Origin of the sequence: Coraliomargarita algicola (assembly GCF_033878955.1) — a bacterium.
Taxonomy (GTDB): Bacteria; Verrucomicrobiota; Verrucomicrobiia; order Opitutales; family Coraliomargaritaceae; genus Thalassobacterium; species Thalassobacterium algicola.
In genome coordinates, this window is record NZ_CP138858.1 from 2770238 (window position 1) to 2787893 (window position 17656).

The following is a 17656-nucleotide window of genomic DNA, read 5'->3' on the forward strand; positions in this document are numbered from 1 at the left end:
GCTCCAACACTTTCAAATGCATTTCTAATTCTTATATTATTTCATACCGCCTAAGCCCATAAGTAACCAAGGATCTTCTTCCGCATTTATAAGGACGACAAGAACAGGACTCGCTCAAAACCCGAAGGAGAGCCCCTCCTCCTTGAGCTGCTGATAACGCGCTTCGTCGAAGCGATACAACTGGCTCGGTTTACCACGGGGACTGGGAACAGTGCGGTCGGGATCAACAGGCCAGTCGATTTTAGCTTCTTCTGGAAATTCCGTCGATCCAATTCGGTGCCGAGGATGACATCGTAAATACGCTTCAATTCAGACAGACTGAACTCCTCAGCCAGCAAGCTCAGCCCGATAGGCTCATAGCTCAGCTTGGCTCTTAGCCGTTTGATCGCCATCTGAACTATTTGCTGGTGGTCGAAAGCCCAGCCGACTTCGGGCAGTTGATCGATATGAAACCATTGCGCCGTCCGAGAATCCTGCCCCCATGAAAGAGGCTCCTCACTCTCGGCGATCAGCGCAAAATAACTGATACTAAAGGCACGCTTTCGCGGGTCACGATCGGGCGCACCAAAGGTATAAAGCTGCTCCAAATACTCGACCTTCAAACCCATGTCTTCTTCGAGCTTCCGCAAGCAAGCAGACTCCGGCGTTTCTTTCTCTAAAATCGGCCCTCCAGGCAGACTCCAACAATCCTGGAACGGCTCAACCGCACGCATAATGAGCGGGATATACACCGCCTGGTTCATATAGGCAAAGATGACGCTATCCACGGATACAATAAACGAGGATAACTCTGTCGGTCTGGCTGCTTTTCTAGATGGTGGCATAGTCGCTTAATTTCCTTTCAAAGTGAAAACAAAAGCCTCCAACTCCGCAAGCTCGTCGATATAACCTCCGGAAAGGATTGGATATCGGCACCAACTGCGCGGATCGAGATTCTCGTCGTCGACATGAAAACTCGGAGCGTACCGCTCCCGTTTCCATTGATTACGACTCCACAAGCTAAAGTAGCGCTTCAACCACGCGAATGTCTGCTCCGCACTTGCCCCCTCGACTTCATCCTGCAAGCAATCAAAGATGGCGCGGGGGCTCTTTTTTTGCACCACTGCTAACTTTTGAATACGATTCAGAATGGGATAAGGCATCAAATCTTCCTCATCCGTTTGGTCGGCACTGAGTGGGCGCAGCTCCGCTGTCGGGTTGAGACCGTTGACAATCTGCAAACTCGGCAAGTGCTCCCGCTCCGCCCAAACCAACCATTGACGCAGGAATGTTTTATCAATCCCAGCGACCGGCGACAGACTCCCCGCCGTATCCCCGTCCATGGTACAATACCCCACCGCTGCTTCACTGCGGTTGCTGGTCGAGAGCAAGAGGTAGTTACTGGCATTGGCCATCGCCCAAATTCCCGGCGCTCGGCAGCGGGCCTGAATATTCTGTCGGCTAATATCATCGGTCTCCCAGTTGAGCGGACGCCCGAGGTAACCACTGAGAATCGTCTCGTACTCATCGACCAGGGCTTGCACATTGATCGAGACGAATTGCGCGCCCGTCTCCTCCGCTAAGACACGAGCCGCGTCTTCCGTCGTGTCCGAGCTATTGATCGTGCCCTGATACGCACAGACACAGATGCGCCGCATCAAGGCCTCAGTCGTCGTATCCGCATCTCCTAAGAGTTGCCGCACATAAGGGTGTTGAGGGTTCTCCTGCAGCACTGTCTTCGCCATCAGATAAACCAAAGCCAGGCAGGCGGCCGAATCAGCACCGCCACTGAGCGAAATCGCAAATCCATTTGTGCGCGCCTTACGCATATAGTCGAATAGCCCCAGCGTGACGGCACGGTAAAACTCCTCGTTTTGTGTGTAAGCTGTGCGCATCGGCACGGCTTTCGTAAAGGCGGCCTCCGTCCATACCTGCCACTCGCTCACACTGAGACGCTCGACTGAATCAAATGTAGGACGATAGCTAGCCTGACGGTTTCGGTTCACTCGATTCGCTTCCACATCGACCACTGCATCAATCAGTAAGTAGTCTTGGAACTGAAAAGGCTCCGTGCGTGCAACAATCGCACCTTGTGTCGCGATCAGGCAATCACCGTCGTAAATCGCACGCCCAGCTTCATTGCCGATCAGATTAGCATAGACATAGACACAATGGAAGGCGCGTGAGCCCTCCTGAACAAAACGCTCGCGAATCCGACTCTTTCCAAACGAAAAATGACTCGCCGATGGATTCAAAATAACATCGACCGCCCGCTGAGCCAACTCCACACCTGGGCGGCCAGCCACCCAAGCATCTTCACAAATCTCGAAGCCTACCCGAAGCCCATCGATTTCGAAGACGAGATCTCCAATCAAGCAACGGCCTCCATCAAAATCATAGTGTTCTACGTGTCCGCTCGGCCATGCCTTAAAAAAGCGCGGCTCGTAGTGAATACCATCACCCGCTAGATTTTGTTTCACCGCAAAGCCAAGCAACTCTGCATTCACCACCACCGCGATCGCGTTGTAAGTTGCCCCATGACTACGAATGGGCAGCCCCACCGTGACCGCGATCTCACGCGTGGCTGGAATGATTTTTTCCAACAGAATACGCATAGCCCACTCGGAGACATAGGGTGCATGAAACTCATCCTCACAGCCATAACCCGTAGTCACCAGTTCGGGCAAACAGAGCAAACCCAAACCTCGCCGCTTCGCTTCGTCGATCACCGCAAGAATCATGTCGGTATTCCCGCTCCAATCCTTTGGCGTTGTATTGAGCGCAGCGGCTCCGATGTGTATGTGCTTTCTCATGCTAATTTTACGGCTGCTGCTTGAATCGCCTCAAGACTACGTTGCACAGCCAGCGGATCGCCACTCGCCTTGATTGGATTGTCGCTGATCTTCGCCACCTTCACTCCGTCCACCTCATACAACTTGATCACGATGTTCAGCGCACGACTATCGCCAAAGTCATTAGTGAAATGAGTCCCGATACCGAACCAAGCCTTCGTCCGTCCAGCAACATGACGATTGATCTCGACTGCTTTGTCCACATTCAGGCTATCACTAAAAACAATTCCCTTTTCAGCCGGATCGATACCTTCATCGGCATAGAATTGAAGCACCTTATCAGCAAATCCCAAGGGACATTCACTATCGTGCCGCAAGGCATCGTAAGTCTGCGCAAGGCGGCCGCGAATGTTTTGCAGGAAGAACTCAGTTGTATACGTATCTGTCAGGGCAGTATCCAACTGCCCCTGATAGACCTCAAGCCAAGCATCTAAGGCGACTTGATTCGCGGTCTCTACCCGCCCTAAGCCTGCGTGCCCCATAATCCACTCGTGCGCCATCGTCCCAATCGGACGCAATCCATACTTCATCGCAAAATGCAGATTACTAGTGCCGCCAAAAGTCCCGCCCACGTCATTAAAAGCAGCTACGACCGCATCCTGATACGCATAACTACGACGACGGCGTGTGCCAAAGTCGAAAAAGTTACAACCCTCTGCACTTAAACGCCTCCCCTTTTCAGCCGTCTTCTTAGCATACCCACTTAAATCACTTGTCCAATTCATATCCACCACCTCAAAATAAACCTCACTGATGATGGCCATCAAGGGGACTTCCCAAAGGATCGTATTCACCCATGTTCCTTCAATCCATAAATGCAAATGCCCGTCTTCGAACTCAACTTTCACGTCTTCCGCGCTAAGCGTAAAGCCACGCAAGAATTCAATAAAATCAAAGCGAATAAAAGGTAACTCTGCTAAAAATTGCAATTCTCCCTCCGTCAAGCAGCAGTCCGCCAATCGCATGATGCGCTCACGTATTATATGAACCGCCTCTTCAGTAAAGACATCCTCCCGGCGACGATTAATAAATTGATAACGCACGCGTGCCTTAGGATATTTTAACCAAACAGCCTGCATCATCGTAAACTTGTAAAGATCGTTGTCCAATAGAGTGTTCATTAACAAATACAAAAGTGTATTATTTACACTTATCAAGCTTAAATTAAACTATACGTCTTTACGAGAACTTGTATCGCAACCCACAAACCATCCACATTTATATTAATTTGGATACTAAACCGTCCAAATTAATGTAAATACGGACGTTTCAGTGCTCAAAAATACAGCGCCATTAATACTCATGAACGTTCGTTAACACTTAAAACTTTTTCGCCTAACGCACGATTTACTTCACATGGCTCAATCCATGCATCAGAAATGCCCAACCTACTGGCTCCTGACGACTTTGCTCCTCAGTCTCGCATGTTCCGCCTCCTCCGCGTTGGCGGTGTATAAACCGACGGGTGTCTTTTCCAGTTCGGGCGCGTCCCAATCAAACATCTATCAGAACCCTGAATTACGCGGCGTTTTAATTCGAACCGGCTGGTCGAAGCTCGAGCCTCGCCCGGGGGAATTTGATTTCCGTCACTTGGACGCTCAAGTGGCCAACGCTCAAAAACATGGCGTACACTGGTCCCTCGCGGTCGCGGGCGGCGCCACCGCCAGCCCGGCCTGGCTGATCGATACGCTGCAGACCGACTTCGTCCAAATCAGCTTTCGCGGAAAGTCGGGCTATCGCCTCCCCTTGTATTGGGACCCGATCGTGCAAGCACGGCTGGCACTACTGGCACAGAAACTAGCCGAGCGCTATCAGGACGACTCGCAACTCGCGCTGGTCTATGTCACTCAAATGACGAGTAACGGCATCGAAGGGCACCTGAATGGTGTCGACATGAACACAATGCGAGAGGCTGGCTACACAGATGATAAGTGGGTGAACGCCAGCAAACAAGCGGCGCACGATTTCGCCGATGCCTTTAAGAACAAAGCCATCGCAATCGAACTCCATGAGTTGAATGGCAGCGCGGCCGTGCCGACGCGCATCATGAATGAGTTGTGGGGCGATCCCTCTTTGGAAAAACGCGTTGGCGTCGGCCTATGGTGGCTCTCCGGTAAAACTCACTACCAGGCGGGACTGATTGACGCATTGACCGCCTACCCGGGCGACATTTATGCACAGGTCATTGGACGCTCGGACCAAAGCCACCGCTTCGAATCCGGCGACTACAGCCACGTCTTCGAGCAAGCCAAGCAGATCGGCATCCGCTACATTGAACCCTGGGAATATGAATTTCGCAGCTCCGGCAGATCCGCACAGGGCAAATGGAACAGCGCCATGGCCGACTTCAACCAATGGGCGGATACACACTATCGCGACACGCCTGCAAACGAATCCGCGACCTGTTGCCCCGCTTCAGGCGCACAAAAAAGTGATCAACCCAGCGCAGCTGGATTGATCACTGATAAATAGCGCGAGGCCTGAGCAGTAATGAGTGACTAGGCTGCCGATTCGACAGGAGACGACAGAATGGCAGCATATTCATGCTCACAAGTCGTCGCAATATCACCCGCTGCTTTAAGCAAGGCCCGTTCTGGCAAAATTTCCATACGCACGATAGCAGATGGCTTCGGATGCTTGGTGTTCGATGTGATCACCGTCATGCCAGGACATTTCATAAACTTGCCGACATATTCCATAAAACTCACCAGATCCGCCTCATGAGCAAATGGAAACGCACGCTGCAACTGTAAGGCTCCATCTCGTAATTCGATGACCCAGTTGGCGATAGCAGCGTTTGTGCGTTTCATATTGTCCTCCGTTTTTGATTGTTATGTCTTTTATTCTTTTTTGCCGCAGTTGTGCGACGAATGGTGACTTACCATCTTTCATGCCAATTTCAAATGGAGCTCATAGATTCATACAAAAGCGTAAGTTTATTACGGAGTATCCATCAACCCATCTTGCAAAAATCCATGTAAAAAGCTCAAAAAACACTGCAAACTGCATGCCTCAGGATGCGCTCACAAAAAGACTCCGTGAAAGTGGAATTATTTTTCAGCTAATGCATCTTACCCCCATGAAACACACCCTCTCCCTCTTCACCATCGCTGCCCTTTCACTCTTAGCCATTGGCTGCTATGCCAGCAAAACTGAGAAAGATCTCCACCCCGCCAGCGTCGAAGTGCCCAAGGGCATGCAAACCGCAGTCGTCGGCGCAGGTTGTTTTTGGTGCGTGGAAGCCTTTTTCGAAAGTTTAGAAGGCGTAAACGAGGTCGTGAGCGGATACGCCGGCGGCAGCGAAGCCTCGCCCAGCTACTACCAAGTCGCCCGCGGCGAGACCTCGCATGCCGAAGTCGTACAAATCATTTATGATCCCGAAGTGATCCCCTATCGCAAGCTGATCGATTTCTTTTGGACCACCCACGATGCCACCCGCAGCAACGGCGTCTGGCCCGACTTCGGCTCGCAGTATCGCAGCATTTTACTTTATCAAAACGAAGCAGAGCGCGAAGCCATCGCAAGCAGTCGCCAGGCCTACGAATCCAAAACGGGCAATAAAGTCGCGACCGAGATCAAGGCGCTCAACACCTTTTACCCCGCCGAAAGCTATCACCAGAACTACGCCGAAAACAACCCGAACGACCGCTACGTCGTCGGCGTCTTAAATCCTAAGTTAAAAAAGCTGGGCTTAAAATAAGCGCGATTGCAGACATCGCTTGGCACCCACGGACTACTCTACCTCAACTGGCACGAGCTTCTCCCACTCATAGAGCTCGATCTTGACCTCGACCACTTCATCGAGATCGGTGTGACCGATCGCCTCATAACCTGAAGCCATGCGCCCGCTCCGCGAAGCAACCTTAAACTCGCCCGGCGGAAGGTTTGTAAATTCGAAACGCCCCTGAGCATCTGTAAGCTCGGCATCAAACGAAAAGGGGAATGCACCCGCTTGATACTCACTGCGACTGGCATATACTTCGGCTCCTGGGATCACCTTGCCAGTTCCTGCTTCGATCACAACACCGCTCATCCGATGGCCAGGCTTAAGTTGGATCACCTGCTCCTTCTCACGAAGGTTCAAACGAGACTTGATCGGCTGATAGCCTGCAACGGAGTCGACCGTTATATAATAGGCACCATTCACCTCGCTGTTCACCGAATCCAGACGGAAGCGCCCTTCGCGATCCGTGCGAGGACCCGAACGCGAAAAACTGTGCCCCTCGCTCGGCTCAAAACTAAACTGAGTCGTCGCCATAGCAATCGCTTCACCGCCCTCATTGATGACTCTGCCGCTGATCGTCTCTCCCACGGGCATTTCCATTCGAATACGTCGCACCGGCAGCGCCTCAGTCAAATCTATCGGCTCAGAAAGTAAATGCGTGTATCCACGCGATGCAGATATCACATAGCTGCCCCCCAGCGGCAGTGGACTCGCCAAGAATTCATTATCCTGATCATGACTGCTCGATGCATTTTTTACTTTGATACTTAGGGAGCTGCGCTTCGTCTGCTCGTTCGAGTTTTCAGTTTCAAAAACTCCGATTAATAAATTGGAAGGCACGCTGCCATCAGGCTCAAGAATCCTCCCGGCGATAGCTCCCGCACGCTGCGTTTCGACCTCGTGTATCAAAGGCTCAGAAGATACAGACGAAGGCACTTCAATCCGATATTCACGCTCAAACCAGTAGCCACGCAATCCTTCGGGCTCGAGCTCTATTTGGTTCGGAACTGGAAGCTCGAACTGAGCCACGCCAGCAACCACTTCGACCAAACGCTGCGTTCTTCGTCGCGCCTGCCCTTTCACGATCGGGCTCTGATCAAAACGAACACTCAATCGTCCTTCCGCCAGCGGCTCACCTACCGGGGTTTGAAAACGTATTTCAACCGGCCTCAATACATACTCCAGCTCCGGATCAATCGCGGATGCCCCAAGCGACGCCTGCACCGCCCCCGATGTCAAATATTGCCCTGGCTGAAAACTTAAATCGATTTCACCTAACTTTAGATCAATCTGAGAACGCCACTTGGGGCTGAATTCAAACTGCAGCACCCCATCCTGCACAGCCGCACTCATAGTCTCACGCTCTCTGCCCGATGACATATGATCCTCATAGCTAAATGAATAACTGATCGTATACTCAACTTTACCCTCAGCATCCAACAACGAATCCGGTACGCCTGCGACCTGAAAAGATAGCACAGGCCGCGGCTTCAAATCGAGGCTGACGTCCTCTCCAGCTAAACAGGGCCCTACGATTTCGCCCATATATCCCGGCTTCGACACCCCAAAGTAATATCGCCCTGCGTCGTTCAAAGTATTCATGACTGCCACGCCCTCCACTGAGCTGACAATTGGCTTCTCCGCACCGAGCGCACTCATATGCATCCCCGCGGAGAAGTCTCGTGATAAAACTTCGACTTGGGCCCCCGCAAGCGCTTCTCCGCTCTCAGCCGCATACACATGCAGCCTTAGAGGCTGACTCGGCTGAAGCACTATATCATACACCTCGCCAGGTTGTAATCGCAGATCTCGCAAAGACATCTCTTGATAACCTGCAATCCGACACGAAACCTTTAGAGGCAAATCACCTAAGTCCTCCAATTGCACCAAACCATTGACATCGGCTTCTGCCGAATCAAGCCGCCCCGAAGGCCCCACATCCCATTGGTAGTCCACCTTCGCATTTGAAATAGGCTCCCCCCAGGATCGATCAGGCGCAGTTGTGCATTATAACCTTCCTGCAGTTGAAACTTCAGTTCCCGTTGTGTTTCACGGACCGTACCTAAATCCACATACAAGGGCGCCCATCCTTCCACCAACACGAGTAACGAAACATCCCCCGGCTTGACAATAAAATCAAAACGACCTGCGTGCCTCGCTTGCTCCGAACTTAACATAGAGCCCCGTCCAAATCGTGAGTAACAATAAATTTGCACCGTCCCTGCCGGCGGCGTGCCGTCGGGGCACAGCGCTTGACCCGACAGAATCAAGGGCTTGCTAGCTGCCACATCTTGGTCAAAAGACTCCACCGCATACTGCGGATACACCTCGTGTACTGTATTCACCTGTTCAATACGCTCATCGGGAGTCAGCGCCTTAACTGCCGAACGCGCCGTCCACTGCAATAGGACTGCGGCCGAAAAAACCCCGACAAAGATCAAGCATAACATCGGCATTCGCAAACGTAATTCCGGCGACGAAGTGGGCCGGAGCAATCGTTTCACCCGATCAAGTAAAGTGCCCGACTTTGCGTCACCAGCAAACGAAAGCTGAACGGCATCCGCTGGCAAGAGCTGCCCCGCCGCGACCTCAGTCAATGCTTGCACATAGATCGATCGCTGCCCGGTCGCCTCTACAGCCATGGCATCACAGGCAGCTTCACGCTCTTGCCGCACCTGTCCACTCACCCACCACAAAAACGGGTTAAAGAACAAAAAGGCTTCTGCGATCAATTGCAGGAAATTCACGATCGGATCGTAGCGCTTAATATGTGCTAATTCATGCGCCAGGATTGCTTCGATGTGTTCCGGATTCAGCGCGGTCAACTGACTCAAGGGAAGCAATATCACAGGCTTGAACAGTCCGCAGACCGCCGGCACCTGACACAGTCCGCTCTTCAGCACAGGCACCATACGACGCAAGCCAATGCGCTCACAGAGAACAGCTAACTCGACGCATTCGATCGGCTCTGCATCCCGACGCAAGTTGCGTGCGCCGCGCACCGAAGCAATCACACGAACCATACCAACGACAGTACCGAGCACCCAGCAGGCGAAGGCGTATATGGCCCAGCCCCCGCGCCTTTCCTCGACCTCCACCAGGCTCTGCCATGCATCAATTTCTGCCAACACGACTGGCTCCTCAGACGCCCCTTCCATCAACGATGGCGAAACAGCCGCCGCAGCAGCCGACCTTGGCTGCTGCGGCGCACTCTGAGAAACCACGTCTTCGGACGTCGTTAAAATCGCCAGCCCCACTGGCAATGATGCACAAATCACCAATAACACGCACAAGGAAATGCCATAGCGCACATGATAGCGTCGCGCTGGTAGACATTTTAGCGTAGCGAACAATAGCAAAGCGCATAAGGCGCCAACCCAAAGCGTATGCAAAAGCGCCTCTACCAACAACGGCGCCGTCAATTGATTATAAAACTCGATCATGACACATCGTTGTTGGACTCATACTCTTTAAGTAATCTGCGAATTTCAGCCACCTCACTGGCATCCACTGAGTCTCCATCCAACAGCTGCTGCAAAACTGAATCGTTATGCTCCAAAATAAATGCCGCCGCAGTCTCCGCACCCTGCCTCAGCACCTGATGGGTAATACTCTCGAGCACGCGTTTACGCTCATCATCATATTCAAGGCTTCCCGCAAAGCGAATCACAGATTCCAAATCATCTTGCGCCATTTTGTTGGCCACCGCCCCCAAGGCATTCAAACGAGCCTGTCCGTAGGGCAGGCTGATTACATAATCAACCGTACGCGCGAGATCACTATCCGCCATGGCATAGATCGTACTGCTCATTTTATTCTTCAAATCTCCAGGCGACATATGTGCTTCTACCCAGGAAAGCATTTCGACAATTTCATCGAAGGACCTTCCACGCGCACTGCTCTGTATTTGCACTTGCTGGAGCAATTCCTTTTGCAGCTCCGGATCGGACTGGGAATCAATAATCTCACGCACGGCCTCAAAATCATGGGAACGAATACCTTGCAAGAGTTCGGTTCGGGCGCGAAAGACACCACTGTCCATTGGCAGAGAATTAATCCAAGCGAGCGCGGCATTAAAATCGTCCTGTATCCAAACATCCAGACTACCCAGCAGTGCAAATTTCTTTTCATCGCCGGCGGGCATCGCCGCAGCCATTTGGCGCGCCTGCGCAGGGTCCGTCTCAGCCAGCGCCCGAAAAACGGAACGATACATCCATTGACCTTGTCGCGCGGGCAGCTGCCCCGCCTGCAGCAAGCCGAGCACACGTTGCGGTGACTCCATTGCGGCGCCGCCAATCACCGAAGACATCATTTGCTGACGAACTTTCGCAAGTGGAAGACTTTGGGCGGTCGCCCAGGCGGCATCAAAATCCTGCTTCGCCCACTCTCGAAAGACCTGATGCCGCAAACTTTGTTGATATTTATAATCAAGTGTCTCGACGTAAGCCAACATACCCTGCGGATCTGTGACAATCCACTGTTGCTGCACCACATTTCTAAGCTGCCCAATGCCCTCCTCCGATTGATCGCGAATCTGATCCAATATGCGCGGATAATCTTCCACCGAAATCGTCGACATCATTTCCGCCAGCGCGGCATAACGGGCCACAGGAGTCATTCGCTCATAAGCCTCCAACCATTCTTGTGAAAACCCTGACTCAGGCTCAAATGCTTCGAATTCCGGTGAAACCCCTGAGTCCTGCACTGAATTCGAAGCAGGCAGCGAGGGCGCCCCGGAGAAGTGCGACTGCCCCGAAGTGGACGCCACAGGCGCCTGCTCGCTTCGCCCAAAAAGAAAATATCCCACAATTAAACCACAACCGAGCGCCAAGAGAGGGGATATAATTTTCATGCCCACAAAACTACACAAAGATTGGTTAATGGGAAGATCGAATCGCTCTCATCGAAGCACAATTTGGCTAATGCTTAATCTAGCAATCCAATCCAGCCCGCCAGCTGTTTTTCTTATGATCATTCATATCTAGCATCCTGCGTCACAAAACTTTGATACGCTCGTATCACCATAAATCCCAGCAACCAAACCGCTACATACGCATAACCTAGCACTAGATCGAAAAGAGCCAGAGCACCGATCCAACTCAAATCATCGAGCCTTTGAGCAGTCCATCCAATGAGCACAAACATCGTGATCACTTGAACCAGCGTAAATATCAGCGGCAACATCAAGATGTATTTCACCCAGCTTCTCGCATCATCAAAATTAATTCGCCCCCAAAGGAAAACAATTGTGATCAAGTATTGAACGCCCCCGTACAAGACAGAGAGCACAACGACAAAACCAATAACAACTGTCCACTCAGGAAGTGTATCATAAAGATCCCCTGTTAGGCTTTCGAGCGCATAAGCGATCAGCCCGAGGACGACTGGAAACCAAATCGGGCTCCACAGACATAGTTTAAAATATCGTTTCATAGTTATTAACACGCGAGGGGAGCGGAACACTTGTGCGGGCAAGCCCACTTGCGCACACCTCAACGCCCTTCGACTCACTATCGGCGGGCGTCACAAGTGAAGCCCCTACGTTTCTTTCCTACAGTTCGTGCAATATTGATCTGCTTCAGCAATAAGGCGAAAATCTGTAGATATATCATGGTAAAAAATAATGGATATACTCGGCTATTTAGTTTTTCCGTATATTGCTTTGAGTTCTGGTCTATAAGGAAGGTCCCTCGGAAGCTTTAGCTTCCACACTAGACCAATGGCCTGGAGCGCCTGAAGGGCCCACCAGCCCGGATCGTGTTGTGATGCTCTCAGACCGAGCTTCGCAGATTCGGGATATGCATGATGATTGTTATGCCAAGACTCTCCCATGCTGAGTAATCCTATGTGGGGAAGGTTGTGCCCTTGAACTGCGTGCCCTTGGAGGTGCCAGTCACGTTGCCCTGTATTATGTGCGAAATACCCCACCAACCAATGCCCAATCAGAGAGATTGTAATACGAACCGACACAGTCCAAATCACAAATGGCCAACCACCAAGCAGGTAGAATAAAACAGCCCATGGCACTTGCTGGAGCATCCAGCCCTTCTGCATCTGCTGGTATATTCGATCCTGCGCGATTCGTGGTTCTATCTTAAATTCCGGAGGATGCTTCAATCGTAGGTCACAGTGCATTTGCCAAATATAATCACGCCAAATCTTACTCTGGTGAACAAAGTAGGGATGACATGCTTCATGACGTTGCGACCAATCACGGATGTCGTGCATGTATAGAATGCGAAACGGTCCTCCCATCCCGACCACCGTTCCGAGATGGACTAAGAAATACTCAAACCAACGAGGACATTCGAAACTTCGGTGCACAAGGAGCCGGTGCAAGCCTATGGAATGCCCTAAGCAAAGGGTCGCAACTGTAAATACGAATGCTATAGCTACTGCACCGTAACTAAAAGTAAAGATCCCCCCAACGACTGCAATGACCGCATGAAAACTAAACCAAAGGGACTTAACGGGTGCCCAAACAACACGCCCTGCCACTGGGTTTGTCTTATGATAAGCTTTCGCATCCGAGGTATTTCTTGTACATTCATGGTTCAGCTCCGATTAATATTTTGAAATATTCGCTACAGCTCTGCGACGTGACGGCGGCCTTTCTTTCGCATCTTGTCGAAGTTGAACATATTGAAGAAGTGCATCGCGCCGAGCACCATCAGGACGATGCCGACCTTCGTGGTGAGGTACTCGACTGCGGCGACAACGGTCTCAGGATGTCTGCCGTATTTCAGAAACATCAAGACGAAGCCGAGGTTGACTAAATAAAAGCCGACCCGCAGGAGGTGATTGACGGCAGCGGCCATCTCATCGTTGCCGTGGAAGGCTTCGACCAAGAAAATATGACCGGCTCGGTAGAGCGTTTGTGCGACCCAAACCGTCATGGCGATCGTGGCTGTGGCATAGAGTGCGTAGGTGAGTAAGATTAATGTATTCATTGTTTTTTCTTTCTGAATGCACCCCGCAATCTGTGCGGGGCGTTATTTAAATCGTTTAATTAAGAAGGGTAGCACTTTGCTCTCTTCGGAGCGGGCTACTTTATCGAGAACGAGGTCGGCGGTCTGCACGAACTCGGCGAGCGCTTTAGTTTGCGAGGCGAAGAGCTGCTGCTCGGGGTCAGTCTTCTTATAGGACTTCGACGAGGAGGACTGCAGTAAATTGAGCGCGGGGTCGATTTCGCGCCGCTTACGCTCGCGGGCAATGATACAAAACATCGTCCAAACATCCTTTTCGGCTTCGAAGTATTCCTTGCGATCGCCCGGATAGGTCACACGTCGAACCAAGCCCCAGCCGACAAGGTCGCGCAAATTACTGTTGGCGTTGCCGCGGCTGATTTTGAGCGCCTGCATGACTTCGTTGGTGTCGGTGGGCTCCACCGCCAGCATGAGAAAGGCATGGATCTGCGCCATGGTGCGATTAATGCCCCAGCTGCTACCGAGCGTGCCCCACTGTGCTATAAAATCGGCCTTTGTCTTTGCAAAATCTTCGCTGTTCATGATTGAAGTTTCAGTAATTACTGAAACTTCGTCAAGGATATTATACACGTAAATTATTATTTTGAAGGCAGAACAAGTTCCGCAATGACTGCTGCTTAAAGCCCGCCCATGCAGAGGTATTTCGTTTCGATGTAATCATCGACCCCATATTTGGAACCTTCGCGACCGTGCCCGGATTCTTTGACTCCGCCGAAGGGGGCCATCGGATTGGAGATCGCAGCCTCATTAATGCCGACCATGCCATAGTCGAGGGCTTCACTCACGCGCCAGATGCGGGCGTAGTCGCGGCTGTAGAAGTAGGCGGCAAGCCCGAACTCGGTATCGTTGGCCAGCTGAATCGCCTCGGCCTCGGTCTCGAATTTGAAAACAGGCGCCACGGGGCCAAAAATCTCTTCCTTAAAACAGCGCATGGAGGGCGCGCAGTCGCGCAGCACTGTCGGCTGATAGAAGCAGTCGCCGAGCTCTGAGCCTTGTCCGCCAACCGTCGCAACCGCACCCGCTTCAAGCGCCTCGCTCACGATCGCCTGCACACTGTCAACGGCGCTCGGACGAATCAGTGGCCCCATCGTGACCGCCTCGTCGGCACCATTGCCCAGTTGGAATTTTTCTGTTTCCTGGCTAAGTTTGTCCACGAAGGCATCATACACATCCGCGTGCACCAATAGACGGTTCGCGCACACACAGGTTTGCCCGGCATTACGAAATTTCGCGGCCATGGCTCCTGCGACCGCCGCATCGAGATCGGCATCGTCAAATACGATAAAGGGCGCATTCCCTCCCAGTTCCATGGAGGTGCGCTTAACGGTGTCGGCGCACTGCTGCATCAGCTTCTTGCCAGTCGCGGTGGACCCCGTGAAGGTGAGCTTACGTACAATCGGATTGGCGGTCAGCTCGCCGCCGATCACGGATGAGTCACTGCCACACACGACATTGAATACGCCCGCCGGCAGACCCGCCTCTTCGCCCAGTGCGGCTAAAGCCAGTGCAGACAGCGGGGTTTCTTTCGCTGGCTTGGCCACAAAGGTGCAGCCCACCGCCAAGGCCGCGGCGACTTTGCGCGCAAGCATGGCATTGGGGAAATTCCACGGTGTGATGGCGGCCACCACGCCGACCGGACGCTTCAAGACAAGCACCCGTTGATCCTGACTGGGTGCCGCCAAGATATCGCCATCGATACGTTTGGCCTCCTCCGCAAACCATTCTAAATAATGCGCCCCATAGGCGATCTCTCCCTTGGCCTCGGAGAGCACCTTGCCTTGCTCGGCAGTCAACAAGGCCGCAAGGGCGTCCTGATGCTGCATCACTAAATCGAACCAGCGCCGTAAAATATCTGCACGTGCTTTCGCAGTCTGCGCCTGCCAATCGGGCAGTGCCGCCTCGGCCGCCTCGATGGCGCGCCGCGTCTCCGCGACGCCGCAATCGGCCACTTTCGCGAGCACTTGACCGTCAACAGGGTTGCGAATTTCGAAGCGACGCCCGTCCTCGGCATCGATCCACTCACCGTTCACATAGGCCTGTTGCTGTAGAAGATTTGAAGCTAGTTTCGTCTCAGTCATAGCACAAGTAAGGTATACGAGTGCCGACATCCTGCAAGGCTCAGCCACATTTACTGCCACATAGGCAGCTCCAGCTTCCGTCATCCGGATTCGAACCCTTCGCACATTAAGAACATGCCACAATTTGACATTTTGGCATCAATTAAGCTCAGTAAATGGCATGCCAAAGGTACGACTCGAATATCGCCATCAACTGAGCCTCAACGACCTACACTTCATCAGTTCCGCGTTGGCAGGCGACAGCCCTCGCGAAGCCGAGGCGATCGCTTACTTACTGGTCGCCCCCGCCACCGTCGACACGATTTTAGACCAGCCCGCGCTCTTAGACTACGTGCTCGCGAGCCCGGACACCCTGCGCATCAGCCCACGCCTTTACTTTTATCTACTCAGCCGGCACAGCTTAAAAAGCTCCGGCTTAGACAGCCCGGAACTGGCCGACTACGTCTCCGGCGTCTTGGAGTTTTTTTTAGAAGCAGGCTTCCATCCGCACACTAGTAGCCGGGGCATTTTCTATATTGTCGACTGGCTCAAACAAATCGAGATCAGCCCCGAGGGCAAACGCTATGAGCTCTATGTCATGGCTGGAGAGCACCTCCTATTTCTCACCGGAATTTTCCCTCAGGTGATTAAAGAACGCAGTCAACGGCGCGGCGCGCCAGCTCTCTCATTTTACGAATCTGTCGGAGGCGGCTCTTACCGCTCGGCTGCGCAGCACCCGTTCAGCCAGAAGAGCGATACCACGGCTCTGTATCAAAGCCTGGCCGAAGCCTTTCCTGCGATCCGCAGTGCTCTCAACGATTTATCCGATCGCTTGATCACGCTGGACTGATCGCTGTCAATATCGCAGCAGATTCTACGCATCCACAGATGCTAGGGCGAAGTCGACAACTAAGGGATTGAGTATCGCTTGATCCAATGGACACAGGTGTGCACGCCACAGTGAAAAATCCTTCTCGGATACTATTTACAGCGATCGACATCACACTTAAAACCTGCCCTTTAAGAACTCACAACAGCTGCTTTGACAGACTCCATGGACAACGAAACATACCCTCTTCTGACTGCCGTCGACGCGCGCGTGCTCGGCTGCTTACTTGAAAAAGCGGCCACCACCCCGGACGCCTACCCGCTCACCCTGAACAGCTTGCTATTGGCCTGTAACCAAAAGTCGAACCGCCAGCCAGTGGTGGAATATGACGAAGAAACCGTGCTGGAATCGATCGACGACCTGAGAAAGGCCAAGTTAGTCTTCCGCGTCGACGTGGCCGGCTCACGCGTCGCCAAATATCGCCATAATATCGACGAGCATCTCGGCCTCGACAAAGCCGGCAAGGCACTGCTCACCGTATTATTGCTGCGCGGCGCCCAGACCCTCGGCGAATTACGCACCCGCTGCGAACGCATGCATTCCTTTGCCACCACCGACGAAGTCGAGGCGACGCTGAAGGAGATCGCTGAAGATATCGACCGCCCGATGTGGACAAAGCTACCGCGTTTACCAGGTAAAAAAGAAGAGCGCTATCAGCACCTCTTTTCCGGAGAGCCCACACCAGCAACAGAATCGGACACCGCCGATAGCGAGGCAGTCATCAGCACGTCCAGCCCGCTCAGCAGCCGCGATGCACGCATTCAAGAGCTGGAAACCACGGTAGAAACCCTCCAAGCTGAACTCGACGAATTAAAGGCCGCCTTCGAAGAATTTCAGAAACAATTCCAGTAGGCGCACCTTAATTCTGAAGTCAGAGGCCTGAAGTCAGAAAACAGAAGCCAGTCACTGTGAATCCGTTCGTTATGAAAATCACGGCATGCGCCATTTGGGCGAAACAAGAAGTGCCAGAACTGATTGATATTCATCTCTGGCCTCTGACATCTGTCTTCTCACTATTCTTTCTAGCCTGAACCGGGGAGGGGCCTTATCAGGATATTTTTTAGGCAGAATCATTAGAGGCAGAATCATTTCCCCCCGATGACTACTAGGCACGGCATTGCGTTGGGACGTAGCGTGTCCATTTATCCTAAAAAGATGAGCCATCCGTT

Annotated in this window: 16 protein-coding genes; 4 read left to right on the forward strand and 12 right to left on the reverse strand. The window is 52.4% G+C overall.

Annotation, left to right across the window (positions count from 1 at the left end):
- Positions 1 to 86: 86 nt before the first annotated feature.
- From SH580_RS11165 to pncB, 3 genes are read right to left on the reverse strand one after another with little or no spacing between them, the layout of a single operon-like run.
- Positions 87 to 824 carry an NUDIX hydrolase gene (locus SH580_RS11165; RefSeq protein ID WP_319830958.1) on the reverse strand — a complete coding sequence of 246 codons (738 nt, stop codon included), beginning with the start codon at positions 822 to 824 and terminating at the stop codon, positions 87 to 89.
- A 6-nt stretch (positions 825 to 830) separates the two neighbouring features.
- The gene (nadE, locus tag SH580_RS11170; protein ID WP_319830959.1) at positions 831 to 2792 is read right to left on the reverse strand and encodes an NAD(+) synthase; all 1962 of its coding nucleotides are present in this window, start codon (positions 2790 to 2792) and stop codon (positions 831 to 833) included.
- Positions 2789 to 3952, reverse strand: coding sequence for a nicotinate phosphoribosyltransferase (gene pncB / locus SH580_RS11175; RefSeq protein ID WP_319830960.1), 1164 nt, complete (start codon positions 3950 to 3952; stop codon positions 2789 to 2791). The genes nadE and pncB overlap by 4 nt, the downstream gene beginning before the upstream one ends.
- A 235-nt stretch (positions 3953 to 4187) precedes the next feature.
- On the opposite strand from pncB, the gene SH580_RS11180 reads away from it, so the two are divergent.
- Complete coding sequence (locus tag SH580_RS11180; protein ID WP_319830961.1) at positions 4188 to 5303, forward strand: beta-galactosidase; 1116 nt, start codon at positions 4188 to 4190, stop codon at positions 5301 to 5303.
- A gap of 26 nt (positions 5304 to 5329) precedes the next feature.
- Here SH580_RS11180 and SH580_RS11185 read toward each other — a convergent pair whose 3' ends face one another.
- A complete protein-coding gene (locus SH580_RS11185; RefSeq protein WP_319830962.1) occupies positions 5330 to 5641 on the reverse strand; it encodes a hypothetical protein in 312 nt (103 codons plus the stop codon).
- 269 nt (positions 5642 to 5910) lie between these two features.
- On the opposite strand from SH580_RS11185, the gene msrA reads away from it, so the two are divergent.
- Positions 5911 to 6531, forward strand: coding sequence for a peptide-methionine (S)-S-oxide reductase MsrA (msrA, locus tag SH580_RS11190; RefSeq protein ID WP_319830963.1), 621 nt, complete (start codon positions 5911 to 5913; stop codon positions 6529 to 6531).
- A gap of 33 nt (positions 6532 to 6564) precedes the next feature.
- Here msrA and SH580_RS11195 read toward each other — a convergent pair whose 3' ends face one another.
- From SH580_RS11195 to SH580_RS11230, 8 genes are all read right to left on the reverse strand, one after another.
- A complete protein-coding gene (locus SH580_RS11195) occupies positions 6565 to 8511 on the reverse strand; it encodes a carboxypeptidase-like regulatory domain-containing protein (RefSeq protein ID WP_319830964.1) in 1947 nt (648 codons plus the stop codon).
- Positions 8424 to 9998 carry a M56 family metallopeptidase gene (locus SH580_RS11200; RefSeq protein WP_319830965.1) on the reverse strand — a complete coding sequence of 525 codons (1575 nt, stop codon included), beginning with the start codon at positions 9996 to 9998 and terminating at the stop codon, positions 8424 to 8426. Before SH580_RS11200 ends, SH580_RS11195 begins: the two co-directional genes overlap by 88 nt.
- The gene (locus tag SH580_RS11205; protein WP_319830966.1) at positions 9995 to 11407 is read right to left on the reverse strand and encodes a hypothetical protein; all 1413 of its coding nucleotides are present in this window, start codon (positions 11405 to 11407) and stop codon (positions 9995 to 9997) included. The genes SH580_RS11200 and SH580_RS11205 overlap by 4 nt, the downstream gene beginning before the upstream one ends.
- Positions 11408 to 11526: 119 nt before the next feature.
- Positions 11527 to 11988, reverse strand: a complete 462-nt coding sequence (locus SH580_RS11210) for a hypothetical protein (protein WP_319830967.1) — start codon at positions 11986 to 11988, stop codon at positions 11527 to 11529.
- Positions 11989 to 12192: 204 nt separating this feature from the next.
- Positions 12193 to 12783: a fatty acid desaturase gene (locus tag SH580_RS11215; RefSeq protein WP_319830968.1), complete on the reverse strand. Its 591-nt coding sequence runs from the start codon at positions 12781 to 12783 to the stop codon at positions 12193 to 12195.
- A 356-nt stretch (positions 12784 to 13139) separates the two neighbouring features.
- Positions 13140 to 13505 carry a hypothetical protein gene (locus tag SH580_RS11220; protein ID WP_308950162.1) on the reverse strand — a complete coding sequence of 122 codons (366 nt, stop codon included), beginning with the start codon at positions 13503 to 13505 and terminating at the stop codon, positions 13140 to 13142.
- Positions 13506 to 13547: 42 nt separating this feature from the next.
- Positions 13548 to 14063, reverse strand: coding sequence for a GbsR/MarR family transcriptional regulator (locus SH580_RS11225; RefSeq protein WP_308950161.1), 516 nt, complete (start codon positions 14061 to 14063; stop codon positions 13548 to 13550).
- Between the two features lie 95 nt (positions 14064 to 14158).
- A complete protein-coding gene (locus SH580_RS11230; RefSeq protein WP_319830969.1) occupies positions 14159 to 15619 on the reverse strand; it encodes an NAD-dependent succinate-semialdehyde dehydrogenase in 1461 nt (486 codons plus the stop codon).
- Between the two features lie 160 nt (positions 15620 to 15779).
- Between SH580_RS11230 and SH580_RS11235 the strand changes: the two genes are divergently transcribed.
- Together SH580_RS11235 and SH580_RS11240 are read left to right on the forward strand one after the other, a co-directional pair.
- Positions 15780 to 16448 (forward strand): hypothetical protein, encoded by a 669-nt coding sequence (locus SH580_RS11235; protein ID WP_319830970.1) that lies wholly within the window; start codon positions 15780 to 15782, stop codon positions 16446 to 16448.
- A gap of 204 nt (positions 16449 to 16652) precedes the next feature.
- Positions 16653 to 17339: a YceH family protein gene (locus SH580_RS11240; protein ID WP_319830971.1), complete on the forward strand. Its 687-nt coding sequence runs from the start codon at positions 16653 to 16655 to the stop codon at positions 17337 to 17339.
- The last annotated feature ends 317 nt before the right edge of the window (positions 17340 to 17656 follow it).

Bases quoted from the DNA above. Each gene is read 5' to 3' on its own strand.
- SH580_RS11165 (WP_319830958.1), bottom strand. From the start codon at position 824: ATGCCACCATCTAGAAAAGCAGCCAGACCGACAGAGTTATCCTCGTTT.
- nadE (WP_319830959.1), bottom strand. From the start codon at position 2,792: ATGAGAAAGCACATACACATCGGAGCCGCTGCGCTCAATACAACGCCA.
- pncB (WP_319830960.1), bottom strand. From the start codon at position 3,952: ATGAACACTCTATTGGACAACGATCTTTACAAGTTTACGATGATGCAG.
- SH580_RS11180 (WP_319830961.1), top strand. From the start codon at position 4,188: ATGGCTCAATCCATGCATCAGAAATGCCCAACCTACTGGCTCCTGACG.
- SH580_RS11185 (WP_319830962.1), bottom strand. From the start codon at position 5,641: ATGAAACGCACAAACGCTGCTATCGCCAACTGGGTCATCGAATTACGA.
- msrA (WP_319830963.1), top strand. From the start codon at position 5,911: ATGAAACACACCCTCTCCCTCTTCACCATCGCTGCCCTTTCACTCTTA.
- SH580_RS11200 (WP_319830965.1), bottom strand. From the start codon at position 9,998: ATGATCGAGTTTTATAATCAATTGACGGCGCCGTTGTTGGTAGAGGCG.
- SH580_RS11205 (WP_319830966.1), bottom strand. From the start codon at position 11,407: ATGAAAATTATATCCCCTCTCTTGGCGCTCGGTTGTGGTTTAATTGTG.
- SH580_RS11210 (WP_319830967.1), bottom strand. From the start codon at position 11,988: ATGAAACGATATTTTAAACTATGTCTGTGGAGCCCGATTTGGTTTCCA.
- SH580_RS11215 (WP_319830968.1), bottom strand. From the start codon at position 12,783: ATGCACGACATCCGTGATTGGTCGCAACGTCATGAAGCATGTCATCCC.
- SH580_RS11220 (WP_308950162.1), bottom strand. From the start codon at position 13,505: ATGAATACATTAATCTTACTCACCTACGCACTCTATGCCACAGCCACG.
- SH580_RS11225 (WP_308950161.1), bottom strand. From the start codon at position 14,063: ATGAACAGCGAAGATTTTGCAAAGACAAAGGCCGATTTTATAGCACAG.
- SH580_RS11230 (WP_319830969.1), bottom strand. From the start codon at position 15,619: ATGACTGAGACGAAACTAGCTTCAAATCTTCTACAGCAACAGGCCTAT.
- SH580_RS11235 (WP_319830970.1), top strand. From the start codon at position 15,780: ATGCCAAAGGTACGACTCGAATATCGCCATCAACTGAGCCTCAACGAC.
- SH580_RS11240 (WP_319830971.1), top strand. From the start codon at position 16,653: ATGGACAACGAAACATACCCTCTTCTGACTGCCGTCGACGCGCGCGTG.